The organism is Bradyrhizobium sp. BR2003, assembly GCF_009720285.1.
Lineage (GTDB): Bacteria > Pseudomonadota > Alphaproteobacteria > Rhizobiales > Xanthobacteraceae > Bradyrhizobium > Bradyrhizobium elkanii.
Genome location: NZ_SMYJ01000021.1, coordinates 80,959 through 92,725 on the forward strand (window position 1 = coordinate 80,959; position 11,767 = coordinate 92,725).

The window sequence follows — 11,767 nt, forward strand, 5'->3', positions numbered from 1 at the left end:
TCATGTCCGATCTCGCGCTCTCCTCCCCGGCTGCTGCGCCCCGCGCGACAGCTGTAGCGGCCGATCCCAACCGCGCCAGCATGGCGGTCTGGATCTCCATCGTCGCCGCCATGATCGGCGCCTTCATGGCGATCCTCAACATCCAGATCACCAACGCCTCGCTGCTCAACATCGAGGGCGGCATCGGAACCGGGGTCGACAACGGCTCCTGGATCTCGACCTCCTATCTGATCGGCGAGATCGTGGTGATCCCGCTGACCGACTATCTCAGCCGGGTGTTTTCCTTCCGCAAGATCATCATCGGCTTCGCCACACTGTTTGCGATCTTCTCGGTCGCCTGCGCCTTCACCCACGACCTGCCCTCGATGATCGCGATGCGCGGCTTGCAGGGCTTCTTTGGCGGCGTGCTGATCCCGATGGCCTTCACGCTGGTTTTCACCAAACTGCCGAAGGCCCAGCAGCCGGTCGGCCTTGCGATGTTCGCGCTCGCCGTGACCTTCGCCCCCGCGATCGGACCGACCATCGGCGGCTACCTCACCGAGAATTACGGCTGGCAGACCATCTTCTTCGTCAATGTGATCCCGACCGCGGTGATGGTCATCACGCTCTATTTCACGCTGGAGCGCCAGCCGATGCAGCTGCATCTGCTCCGCGAGGGCGACTGGCTCGGCATCGTCACGATGGCGATCGGCCTCTCGTCGCTGCAGGCCGTGCTCGAGGAAGGCAACAAGAACGACTGGTTCGGCTCGCCCTTCATCGTCAAGCTCGCGGTGATCGCGGCGGTCAGCCTCACTCTGTTCGTCTGGATCGAGCTCGTCGTCGAGAAACCGCTGATCCGGCTGCGCCTCCTGACCCAGCGCAGCTTCGGCTTCGGCACCATCTCGGCAGTGTTCGTCGGCTTCGCGCTGTTCGGCTCGGTCTATCTGCTGCCGGCCTATCTCGGCCAGGTGCAGCGCTACAACGCCGAGCAGATCGGCCAGGTGCTGGCCTGGACCGGCCTGCCGCAGCTGATCCTGATCCCGCTGGTGCCGAAGCTGATGCAACGTTTCGACCCGCGCTTCATCGCCTTCACCGGCATGATCCTGTTCGCGGTCTCCTCCTTCATGAACATCGCGATGTCGCTCGATTACTCCGGCGACCAGTTCTTCGTCCCGAACATCGTCCGTGCGATCGGCCAGGCGATCATGCTGGCCCCGCTGTCGGCGGTCAGCCTCGGCAGCGTCGCGCCGCAGGATGCGGCTGCGGCCTCCGGCATCTCCAACATGATGCGCAATCTCGGCGGCGCGATCGGCACGGCGCTGCTCGCGACCATCGTCACCAAGCGCGAGCAATTCCACTCCAACATCATCGGCCAGTCGGTCGACCTCGGCCGCGAGGAAGTGCGGACCCGGATCGCCGAGGTGACCAATTACTTCCTCAGCCACGGCATCTCCGATCCGGCGACCGCGCATCACCAGGCGATCGTGGCGCTCGGCAATATCGTGAAGCGCCAGGCCCTGGTGCTTGGTTTCAGCGACACCTTTGCCGTGATCGGCATCGTGCTGGTGTTCGCCGCGATCGCGATCCTCTTGACCGGCAAGCCGAAGAATGCGGCCGCCGGCGGCGCGGCGCATTGAACTCCCGGGCGGCGGTCGCGGGCCGTCGCCCTCCGCTTTTGCTTGTCAGCTTGCTTCGCGCAGCTTGAAGCGCTGGATCTTCCCGGTCTGGGTCTTCGGCAGCGCCTCGACGAAGGCGATCGCGCGGGGATATTTATACGGCGCGATCGTCGCCTTGACGTGATCCTGCAGCAGCTTGACCTCGACCTCGTCGTTGCGCGCGCCCTGCTTCAGCACGATGAACGCCGAGACGATCTGCCCGCGCTCTTCGTCGGGCGCGCCGATCACCGCACACTCCGCGACATCGGGATGGCCGAGCAGCGCGGCCTCGACCTCGGGACCGGCGATGTTGTAGCCCGCCGAGATGATCATGTCGTCGGCCCGCGCCACGAACGACAGCCGGCCGTTCTCGTCGCTGACAAAGGCATCGCCGGTGATGTTCCAGCCGTCGCGGACATATTTGGTTTGCCGGGAGTCCGCGAGATAGCGGCAGCCGGTCGGACCGCGCACCGCCAGCTTGCCGACCTGGCCCGGCGGCAGCTCGTTCATGTCCTCGTCGACGATTTTGGCCTCGTATCCCGAGACTGGCGTGCCCGTGGTCCCGCCGACGGCGCTGCCGGTGCGGTTGGTGATGAAGATGTGCAGCAGTTCGGTGCTGCCGATGCCGTCGAGGATCGGCTTGCCGGTCTTCTTCGTCCAGCTCTCGAACACCGGCGCCGGCAGCGTCTCGCCGGCCGAGACGGCAAGGCGCAGCGACGACAGATCGGCGCCCTTGTCCATCGCCGCCATCATCGCCCGATAGGCGGTCGGCGCGGTGAAGCAGATCGTCGCCTTGTAGGTTTCGATGATCCGGATCATCTCGCTCGGCGCCGCATTCTCCAGCAGCGTCGCGGTGGCGCCGAAGCGCAGCGGGAAGATCGCGAGCCCGCCGAGGCCGAACGTAAACGCAAGCGGCGGTGAGCCGACGAACACGTCGTCGGGTGTCACCTTGAGCACTTCCTTCGCATAACCATCGGCGACGATCAGGAGATCCCGGTGGAAGTGCATGGTCGCCTTGGGCTCGCCCGTCGTGCCCGACGTGAAGCCGAGCAGCGCGACGTCGTCGCGGCCGGTCTTCACCGCATCGAACTTGACCGGCTTGTTCAGCGCGATCCGGTCGAGTTCGGCATCGTGGTTCTGCGTGCCGTCGAAATTGACGACCTGCTTGAGGAATTTGCTGGTCTTGGCGCAGGCCACCAGTTCATCCGCGATGCGGCTGTCGGTCAGCGCCAGCGAGATCTCGGCTTTGTCGACAATTTTTGTCAGTTCACCCGCCCGCAGCATCGGCATGGTGTTGACGACGACGGCACCGGCCTTGGTCGCCGCGAGCCAGGCCGCAACCAGCGCCGGGTTGTTGCCAGAACGGATCAGCACGCGATTGCCGGGCTTGACGCCATAGTTCTCCACCAGCGCGTGCGCCAGGCGGTTCGACCAATCGGTCAGTTCCTTGTAGGTGCGCTGGCGGCCGTTGCCGATCAGCGCGATGCGATCGCCCATCCCCTGCGCGACGATGCGGTCGGTTAGTTCGACCGCGGCGTTGAGATAATCCGGATATTGAAACTCCGGCCGGTCGAGCAGCAGCTGCGGCCACTGCGCCGATGGCGGCAGGTTGCGCCGCGCGAAATCGTCGACATGCCCGGATGGGCCGAGCCCGGGAAATTCACCTGACATTCGATTGCCCCTCGCTTTCCATCCAGAAAGGCCAAGACCAACGTCGAGAAGAACAAGGACGCCCGGCAGCGTTCCAATCGCCAATCATTTTATACTTAAAATAATTCGACGCAAGGGTGGAAATCGCGTGCTAATCACTGGCCGATCCTTCAGAAGCTCAGATTTGCGTAAGCTGCTTCAGCCGCGCGACCATCGCCGAGCCCGGGTCGGCGAGCGGCGCGATCGCGGTGAAATGATTGGCGTCGGGCACGACGCCGAACCGCGTTGCAACGCCCGCTTTTCCCCAGACATCGACGACGGTCCGGCTCTGCCGGTGATATTCCGCGCTCTCGGCGCCGCCGACGACGGCATCGAGCGTCGCGCCCGCAGGCGGCGTCCAAAACAGCGGGCTCGCCGCCCGGGCGGCGGCGCGGTCGAGGCCAAGCGCCTTGTTGATGGAGGTACCGACCAATGGCTCAAGCTCGAACAGGCCGGAGATCGCGTAAGCAGCCCTGACCAGGTCCTTCGGCAGCGACGCATCATGGGCCCGCCAGTCTGTCGCGAGCATGCATGCGGCAAGATGTCCGCCTGCGGAGTGTCCGGACACGACCAGCGGCCGGCCGAGCCTGGCCAGTTCGCGGCACGCCGCACGCATCTCGCCGATGATGTCGCCGACCGTGACACTGGGGCAGAGATCGTAGCTCGGCACCGCGACGCTGATGCCGTGGCCATTGAGCCCTCGCGCGCAGTGGCTCGATGACGAGCCGTCGAGCGCCTGCCAGTAGCCGCCATGGATGAAGACCACGAGCGGGCCGTCACGATCGCCTTCGAACAGGTCGATGACGTTGCGGATGCCCGGACCGTAGGTGAGCCGCCGCGGCGGATGCTGCTCGCGATACGCCGCGGAGTCCCTCGCCCAGCCGGCCATCAGCGCCGGATTTTCCGGCACCCGCGCCCGGTTGTTGTATTCGACCTCGTAATCGACCTCGGTCACGGCTTAAGCGCTCCTCGCCCTGGCGGAGCGCTGCGCCGAGCCCTTGGCCTTGGCGAGCAGCCGCATCAGTTCGCGGATATCTTTCGGCGAGAGATCGCCGAAGATATCGGCGATCCACTTCTCGTGCTCGGCGGCCATCTTGCGGAATTCGGCGCGGCCGAGTTTTGTGAGCCGGATGAACTGCACGCGGCGGTCCGTCTCCGAGGTGCGGCGATCGAGATGGCCTGATACGACCAGGCGCTCGACCAGCCCGGTGACGTTGCCGTTCGATACCATCATCCGCTTCGACAAATCCGACAGCGTCATGCCGTCGGACACCTTGTCGAGCTGGGCCATCAGGTCGAAGCGCGGCAGCGTGACGTCGAACTTCTCGCGCAGCCGGCTGCGCACTTCGCCTTCGATCAGCGTGGTGCAGGTCAAGAGGCGCAGCCAGAGCCGCAGCTCGGTGCCGTGGTCGTCGGGCAGTTCGACGGCTTTGGTTTCGGAATCGAGGATCATGCGGCGATCGTGCCTCCGCGGCGGGTTCCGGTCGGACCAATTGTTTTGAGCTTCAAGCAATTCGCGGCGTCCCGCAAGGACAATTGCGAATCGCGCGCCCGGGCAATCCTGCAATTTCTTTAAACTTCAAGCAATTGGCGCGGCGCTTGCATGTGCAGTGCCTGCGTGATGCGCGACGATCGCCCTGACGCGATGCCACATCGCTTGCGGCGGTTGCGCGCGTCAGACTAAGCTGCGGCCAGTTGGGCTGAAGCCGAAAACATCAAGGCAGTGGTTGGGGGAGTGAGATGAAGCAATTGACGAAGCTCGCGGGATTGGCGGCGCTGCTGGGTGTCGCGGTCACCCCGGCGACCGCGCAGGAGAAGATCAAGATCGGCGTGCTGGTCACGACGTCGGGCCCGGCCGCGGCGCTCGGCCAGCAGGTTCGCGACGGCTTTGCGCTCGCGATCAAGGACCTCGGCGGCAAGATGGCCGGCCGCGATGTCGAGATCGTCAATGCCGACGATGAACTGAAGCCCGACGGCGCGGTGGTCAAGGTGCGCGGCCTGCTCGAGCGCGACAAGGTCGACTTCGTGGTCGGGCCGATCTTCTCCAACATCCTGCAGGCGATCCACCGCCCGGTCACCGACAGCAAGACCTTCCTGATCAGCCCGAACGCAGGCCCCTCCAGCTATGCCGGCAAGGAGTGCAACCCGTTCTTCTATGTGACGTCGTACCAGAACGACCAGGTGCACGAGATCCTCGGCAAGGTGGCGCAGGACCGCGGCTACAAGCGCGTCTACCTGCTGGTGCCGAACTATCAGGCCGGCCGCGACTCCGTCGCCGGATTCAAGCTCGACTACAAGGGCGAGATCGTGGAGGAATCCTACACGCCGCTGAACACGCTGGATTTCCAGCCCGAACTTTCCAAGATCGCCGCGCTGAAACCGGACGCGCTGTTCACCTTCATGCCGGGCGGCATGGGCGTGAACCTCGTGAAGCAGTACAAGCAGGCCGGCGCCACCGTGCCGGTGCTCTCCGCCTTCACCGTCGACGAATCCACCCTGCCCGCGCAGCAGGACGCAGCGGTCGGCATGTTCGGCGGAGCGAACTGGGCGCCCAACCTCGACAATCCCCAAAGCAGGAAGTTCGTCGCCGCCTATGAGGCGGCCTATAACGGCGTGCCCGGCACCTATGCCATGCAGGCCTATGACGCGGCGCTGTTGATCGACAGCGCCGTCAAGGCCGTGAAGGGCGATCTCTCCAACAAGGACGCGGTCGCCGCCGCGCTGAAAAAGGCCGACTTCACCTCGCTGCGCGGTAACTTCAAGTTCAGCAACAACGGCTATCCGATCCAGGATTTCTACCTCACCAAAGTCGCGAAGCGGCCAGACGGCAAATTCCAGACCGAGATCGTCGAAAAGGTGTTTTCGAATTATGGCGACCGCTACGCCAAGGACTGCGCCGCCAAGTAAGGCATTCAAGGCATTTTCGAGCGAAGTTGATACCGGTTCGCGTGAAGAAAACGCGTCAAACGGAAACAGGAGGAAGCATGAGCATGAAAGACGAGATCGCCGGCATCACCCGCGCCAATGAAGGCATCCAGGGCATTTCCTGGAGCATCCTCGGCCAGACCTACGTGCCGAAGAGCCGCACCGAGCATTCGTTCTCCTGGCACGCCACCTTCCCGCCGGGCACCTTCGTTCCTCCGCATATCCACCCCGACCAGGACGAGTACCTCTACATCCTCGAGGGCAAGCTCGACTTTATGCTCGACGGTGCCGACGAATCCGCCACCCCAGGCGATCTGGTCCGGCTGCCGATGGGCAAGCCGCACGGCATCTTCAACAAGTCGCAGCAGGCGGCCAAGACGCTGTTCTGGGTATCGCCGACACGCCGGCTCTACGACCTGTTCTGGGCGATCCACAACATGAAGGAGCAGAACCCGGATGACGTGGTGCGGCTCGCCGCCGAGCACAACATCCACTTCCTGCCGCCGCCTCCGGCGTAGTTCACTCCGTCATTGCGAGGAGCGAAGCGACGAAGCAATCCATTCCACCGCATGCGCGGAACGATGGATTGCTTCGCTTCGCTCGCAATGACGATGTGGAGATGGCCCGTGGCCTATCTCCCTCTCGAAGATGTCTACTGCCGCGCCACCACGCGCGCGGCAAAGCCGGCCTTGGCGGCATAGCCGCGGACGATCGCCTCGCGCGCCTCGTAATTGAGAATGGTGTCGACGTCGGTAAAGCCCTGCGGCGCGAGCTGCTCGACGGCGTCGATCACGCCCTCCGGTCCGCCGCGGCGGTTGGAGGCGACGATGTCGGCGGTCATCGGCAGCCGCTGCCGCTCATAGGCCGCCAGCGCCTGCCGCGGATGCTCCGATCGCGCCAGCATGTCGGCCAGGCAGCGCGCATCGAGAATGGCCTGCGATGCGCCGTTCGAGCCGACCGGATACATCGGATGCGCGGCGTCGCCAAGCAGCGTGACGCGGCCGCTCGACCAGTATGGCAGCGGATCGCGGTCGCAGCACGGATACTCCCAGAACTCCGGCGTTGCGTTGATCAGGCCGGCAAAGTCGACCTGCGGAATCGTGAAGCTCGTGACATAGGGCATCATCTCGTCGCGCCGGCCGAGATTGGACCAGCCCTCGCGGCGCGGCGGCGGCGAGGTGCCGTCGCCGATCCGTACCAGCACCGCCCAGTTGGTGAGGCGGCTTGCCGGACTCGAGCCCGGCGCGATCGGATAGATCACGGCCTTGGCGTTCAGCCCACCGGCGATGATCATCGAGCGCCCGGTCAGGAAGGCGGGCCAATCGGTCGCGCCGCGCCACAGCATCAGGCCGTTCCAGCACGGCCCGCCCTCATCCGGAAACAGCATCTCGCGCACTTTCGAGTGGATGCCGTCGGCGCCGATCAGGATGTCGCCGCGCGCGGTGTGCACGTGGGCGCCACTGCGGTCGAAGAAATAGGCCGAGACGCCGCCCTCATCCTGGGTGAAGGAGCCGAGCCGGCAGCCGGTGTGGATCGCATCCGCGCCAAGCCGGTCGATCACGGCCTGATGGATCACGCTTTGCAGACGGCCGCGATGAACAGAGAATTGCGGCACGTCGTGGCCGGCATCGAGCCCGCGCTTCTCGTGCCAGACCTGCTGGCCATGCCGCGTCAGATAGAACAGCTCATAGGTACGGATCGCAACCTCGTCGAGCTTATCGAGCAGGCCAAGACCCGCCAGCTCGCGGATCGCATGCGGCAGCGTGTTGATGCCGACGCCGAGCTCGCGGATCGTCTCGGACTGCTCGTACAGCTCACAACTGATGCCGCGCGAGCGCAGCATCAGCGCAGTGGTGAGGCCTCCGATTCCGCCTCCGACGATAATCGCCTTCATCGTCCTCATCTCCACTCACACCAGGACGCTTTTACGCTTTGGCCTAGGGTCGCATGCCCGCTCGCCCGGCCGCAAGCGGGTTTGCGGCCTTGGCCGCTGGCTAACCCGTGCTGGTTCGGCTTAGGATTAACATTCGCTCAGCGCATTTCCTCGTTCCCCGTCATCCCCGCGCAACGGCTTCGCCGTTGCGCGGGGATGACGGGTATGGCAATCCGGCATCGCCGTTAGTCCGGCACCACCGCAATCGCCTGGATTTCCACCTTGGCGCGGTCCTCGATCAGGCCGGCAACCTGGATCGCGGTCATCGCCGGAAAGCGCCGGCCGATCACGTCGCGATAGACCGTACCGATCTCCTTCAGCCGCGCCGAATATTCCTTGCGGTCGAGCAAGTACCAGGTCATCGACACGATGTGCTCCGGCCCGGCGCCGCCGGCGGCGGCGACCGCGACGATGTTGCGCAGGGTCTGGCCGATCTGCGCCACGAGATCGTCGGTCTCGAACACGCACTGCCCGTTCCAGCCGATCTGGCCGGCGATAAAGAGCTGTTTGCCCCGCGCGGCCATGCCGTTGGCGTAGCCGATCGGCTTGCCCCATCCTTCCGGTTGCAGGATCTCGATCATCTCAATTACCCTCGAAGGCCGGTTTCTGCTTGGCGGCGAACGCCTCGAAGGCGCGGCGGAAATCGCCGGTGACCATGCAGATCGCCTGCGCCTGCGCTTCCGACTCGATCATCTCGTCGACGCCCATCGCCCATTCCTGGTTGAACATCGTCTTGGTCACGCCATGCGCGAACCACGGCCCATCCGCGAGCGAACGCGCCAACTCCTGCGCGGCACCGGCGAGCTCCGCCGGTGGCACCAAGCGGTTATGGAAGCCCCATGCAAAACCTTCCTCGGCGCTCATCGCGCGCCCCGTGTAGAGCAGATCGGCCGCATGGCCCTGCCCGATCACGCGCGGCAGCAACCCGCACGCGCCCATATCGGCGCCGGCAAGGCCGACGCGGGTGAACAGGAACGCGGTCTTGGCCTGCGGCGTCGCCAGCCGCAGATCGGACGCCAGCGCGAGCATCGCACCGGCCCCGGCGCAAATGCCGTCGATCGCGGCGACGATGATCTGCGGGCATTTGCGCATCGCACGCACCACCTCGCCGGTCATCCGTGTGAAGGCGAGCAGGTCCGGCATCGCCATTCGCGTCAACGGCTCGATGATCTCGAACACGTCACCGCCGGAGCAGAAATTACCCTCGGCGCCGGTCAGCACGATGGCGCGGACATCGGAGGCGTATTTGAGATTGGTGAAGAGATCGCGCAGCTCCTCGTAGGACTCGAAAGTCAGTGGGTTCTTCTTGTCCGGCCGGTTCAACGTGATGGTCGCGACACGGCCGCTCGCATCGACCTGCCAGCGGAAGTTCTTTGCAGGATAATCCTTGAACGGCCGGAGCTTTGCTTTCATCTCGGACATGACGTGTTCCTTCACCCGGTAAAGACTTCGCCGCCGGCGACCGCGACAGCTTGTCCGTTGATTGACGATGCGCCCTCGGCGGCAAGCCAGAGGACGGCGTCGGCGACCTCCTCCGGCGTCACCAGCCGCTGCATCGGATTGACCTTGGCAAGTGCAGCGCGCGCCTCCTGCTCGCTGCGGCCGGTCTTGGCGACGATATTGGCGGCGGCATCCGCCACCAGCGGCGTATCGGTGTAGCCGGGGCAGACCGCATTCACGGTGACGCCGCGCCGCGCATATTCCAGCGCCAGCGAGCGCGTCAGGCCGATGACGCCGTGCTTGGCCGCGACATAGGCCGAGACATAGGCATAGCCGGTGAGACCCGCGGTCGAGGCGACATTGATCACCCGTCCGCGGCCGCGCTGCGCCATGCCGGGCAACACGGCATGCGTCACCAGGAACACGCTGGAGAGGTTGCTCGCCAGCATGTCCGCCCAGAGCGCCGCGCCGGTCTTGTCGAACGGCGCGCTCGCGGCCTTGCCGGCATTGTTGACGAGAATATCGATCGGGCCAACTTCGCCCTCGATCTGCGCGACACCCTTGCTTACCGCAGCTTGATCGGTCACATCGATCGAAACAGCGATGCCGGCGTGCTTGTCGAGCGATGCCGCCGTCGCATTCAGCGCGTCGATCCGCCGCCCGGCGATGCTGACCCGCACGCCCGCTTTTGCGAGTGCGATCGCAGTCGCGGCGCCGATGCCGGAACCGGCACCGGTCACCAGCGCATGTGCGTTGGGCCAGAACCTCGTCATGTCTTCACTCCCGCAACCGCGCGTTCGAGATTGGCCTCGTATTGCGACTTGCCCGACAGGTACTGCTTGGGCCAGGCGATCTGCTTGACACCGATCTTCGCGGCTTCATGCAGCGTCCAGGCCGGATCGGCGAGATGCGGCCGCGCGATGGCACAGAGATCGGCGCGGCCGGCGGCGATGATCGAGTTGGCGTGGTCCGCCTCCGAGATCGCGCCGACCGCGATGGTGGCGATGCCAACCTCGTTGCGGATCTTGTCGGCGAACGGCGTCTGGTAGAGCCGGCCATAGACCGGATGGTCGTCGGCCCAGACCTGCCCCGAGGAGCAGTCGATCAGGTCGGCTCCCGCCTCCTTGAACAGCTTTGCGAAGGCCAGCGCATCGTCGGGCGTGTTGCCGCCCTCGGCCCAGTCGTGACAGGACAGGCGGACCGACATCGGCTTGTCCTCCGGCCATACCGCGCGGATGGCGCGGAACACCTCCAGCGGATAACGCGCCCGGTTCTCGATCGATCCGCCATAGTTGTCGGTGCGGCGGTTGGTCAGCGGCGAGAGGAAGCTCGACAGCAGATAACCGTGCGCGCAATGCAGCTCCAGGATATCGAAACCCGCGGCCGCACCGCGCCTGGCTGCGGCGACGAACTGGTCGCGCACCTCGTCCATCTCGGCGCGGCTCATCGGCTCCGGGATCTGGCCGTCGGGCAGATAAGGCACTGACGAAGCCGACACCAGCGGCCAGTTATGGTCCGGCAGCGCTTCGTCCATGCCTTCCCAGGCGACGCGCGTTGAGCCCTTGCGGCCGGCATGGCCGAGCTGGATGCCGATCCTGGCTTGCGAATTCTGATGCACGAAGTCGACGATGCGCTTGTAGGCCGCCGCCTGCGCGTCGTTCCACAGGCCGCAGCAGCCGGGCGTGATCCGTGCTTCCGGCGAGACGCAGGTCATCTCGGTAAACAGAAGGCCGGCGCCGCCGAGCGCGCGGGAGCCGAAATGGACCAAATGGAAGTCAGTCGGCACGCCCTCCTCCGCCGAATACATCGCCATCGGCGAGACGATGATCCGGTTATGAAGCGACAGGCCGCGGATCTGGAATGGCGTCAGCATCGGCGGCGTCACGCGGTCGTTGGCCGCGGCCACGCCGCTGCGCTCCGCGAACCAGCGCTCATAACCCTCGAGCCAAGTCTTGTCGCGCAGCCGCAGGTTCTCGTGGCTGATGCGCTGCGAGCGGGTCAGCAGCGAATACATGAACTGCTCCGGCTCCAGCGTGTCGGCATAGCGCGAGCCGACCACCTCGAACCATTCCATCGCATTGCGCGCGGCGTTCTGAATCCGCGCCACGTCGACACGGCGCAGCTCCTCGTAAGCCTTCAGCACCTT

The 11,767-nt window shown here is 65.1% G+C and carries 11 protein-coding genes; 3 read left to right on the forward strand and 8 right to left on the reverse strand.

The window, feature by feature from the left end; translation table 11 throughout:
- Positions 1 to 2: 2 nt before the first annotated feature.
- Positions 3 to 1,616, forward strand: a complete 1,614-nt coding sequence (locus E2I15_RS15835) for a DHA2 family efflux MFS transporter permease subunit (RefSeq protein ID WP_422109805.1) — start codon at positions 3 to 5, stop codon at positions 1,614 to 1,616.
- Positions 1,617 to 1,661: 45 nt separating this feature from the next.
- On the opposite strand, the gene E2I15_RS15840 is transcribed toward E2I15_RS15835, so the two are convergent.
- The 3 genes from E2I15_RS15840 to E2I15_RS15850 all read right to left on the reverse strand — a co-directional run bounded on the left by E2I15_RS15840 (position 1,662) and on the right by E2I15_RS15850 (position 4,776).
- On the reverse strand, positions 1,662 to 3,305 hold the full coding sequence (locus E2I15_RS15840; protein ID WP_137476318.1) for an AMP-binding protein: 1,644 nt from the start codon (positions 3,303 to 3,305) through the stop codon (positions 1,662 to 1,664).
- A 157-nt stretch (positions 3,306 to 3,462) separates the two neighbouring features.
- The gene (locus E2I15_RS15845; RefSeq protein WP_137476319.1) at positions 3,463 to 4,278 is read right to left on the reverse strand and encodes an alpha/beta hydrolase; all 816 of its coding nucleotides are present in this window, start codon (positions 4,276 to 4,278) and stop codon (positions 3,463 to 3,465) included.
- Between the two features lie 3 nt (positions 4,279 to 4,281).
- Positions 4,282 to 4,776 carry a MarR family winged helix-turn-helix transcriptional regulator gene (locus E2I15_RS15850; protein WP_137476320.1) on the reverse strand — a complete coding sequence of 165 codons (495 nt, stop codon included), beginning with the start codon at positions 4,774 to 4,776 and terminating at the stop codon, positions 4,282 to 4,284.
- A gap of 287 nt (positions 4,777 to 5,063) precedes the next feature.
- Here E2I15_RS15850 and E2I15_RS15855 point away from each other — a divergent pair, with 287 nt between their 5' ends.
- Together E2I15_RS15855 and E2I15_RS15860 are read left to right on the forward strand one after the other, a co-directional pair.
- Entirely contained in the window at positions 5,064 to 6,230 is a 1,167-nt protein-coding gene (locus E2I15_RS15855; RefSeq protein ID WP_137476321.1) for an ABC transporter substrate-binding protein, read from the forward strand.
- Between the two features lie 83 nt (positions 6,231 to 6,313).
- Positions 6,314 to 6,766 (forward strand): cupin domain-containing protein, encoded by a 453-nt coding sequence (locus tag E2I15_RS15860; RefSeq protein WP_028345203.1) that lies wholly within the window; start codon positions 6,314 to 6,316, stop codon positions 6,764 to 6,766.
- Between the two features lie 134 nt (positions 6,767 to 6,900).
- Here E2I15_RS15860 and E2I15_RS15865 read toward each other — a convergent pair whose 3' ends face one another.
- From E2I15_RS15865 to E2I15_RS15885, 5 genes are all read right to left on the reverse strand, one after another.
- Positions 6,901 to 8,142, reverse strand: coding sequence for a flavin-dependent oxidoreductase (locus E2I15_RS15865; RefSeq protein ID WP_137476322.1), 1,242 nt, complete (start codon positions 8,140 to 8,142; stop codon positions 6,901 to 6,903).
- 224 nt (positions 8,143 to 8,366) lie between these two features.
- A complete protein-coding gene (locus E2I15_RS15870) occupies positions 8,367 to 8,762 on the reverse strand; it encodes a RidA family protein (protein WP_137476323.1) in 396 nt (131 codons plus the stop codon).
- A gap of 1 nt (position 8,763) precedes the next feature.
- Complete coding sequence (locus E2I15_RS15875; protein WP_155262420.1) at positions 8,764 to 9,603, reverse strand: enoyl-CoA hydratase family protein; 840 nt, start codon at positions 9,601 to 9,603, stop codon at positions 8,764 to 8,766.
- Between the two features lie 11 nt (positions 9,604 to 9,614).
- Entirely contained in the window at positions 9,615 to 10,394 is a 780-nt protein-coding gene (locus E2I15_RS15880) for an SDR family NAD(P)-dependent oxidoreductase (protein ID WP_137476325.1), read from the reverse strand.
- A partial coding sequence (locus E2I15_RS15885) for an oxidoreductase (RefSeq protein ID WP_502707174.1) occupies positions 10,391 to 11,767 on the reverse strand: 1,377 nt, incomplete at its 5' end. The genes E2I15_RS15885 and E2I15_RS15880, both read right to left, overlap by 4 nt.

Coding starts and splice junctions, on each gene's coding strand:
- E2I15_RS15855 (WP_137476321.1), top strand. CDS start 5,064: ATGAAGCAATTGACGAAGCTCGCGGGATTGGCGGCGCTGCTGGGTGTC.
- E2I15_RS15840 (WP_137476318.1), bottom strand. CDS start 3,305: ATGTCAGGTGAATTTCCCGGGCTCGGCCCATCCGGGCATGTCGACGAT.
- E2I15_RS15865 (WP_137476322.1), bottom strand. CDS start 8,142: ATGAAGGCGATTATCGTCGGAGGCGGAATCGGAGGCCTCACCACTGCG.
- E2I15_RS15835 (WP_422109805.1), top strand. CDS start 3: ATGTCCGATCTCGCGCTCTCCTCCCCGGCTGCTGCGCCCCGCGCGACA.
- E2I15_RS15880 (WP_137476325.1), bottom strand. CDS start 10,394: ATGACGAGGTTCTGGCCCAACGCACATGCGCTGGTGACCGGTGCCGGT.
- E2I15_RS15875 (WP_155262420.1), bottom strand. CDS start 9,603: ATGTCCGAGATGAAAGCAAAGCTCCGGCCGTTCAAGGATTATCCTGCA.
- E2I15_RS15860 (WP_028345203.1), top strand. CDS start 6,314: ATGAAAGACGAGATCGCCGGCATCACCCGCGCCAATGAAGGCATCCAG.
- E2I15_RS15870 (WP_137476323.1), bottom strand. CDS start 8,762: ATGATCGAGATCCTGCAACCGGAAGGATGGGGCAAGCCGATCGGCTAC.
- E2I15_RS15850 (WP_137476320.1), bottom strand. CDS start 4,776: ATGATCCTCGATTCCGAAACCAAAGCCGTCGAACTGCCCGACGACCAC.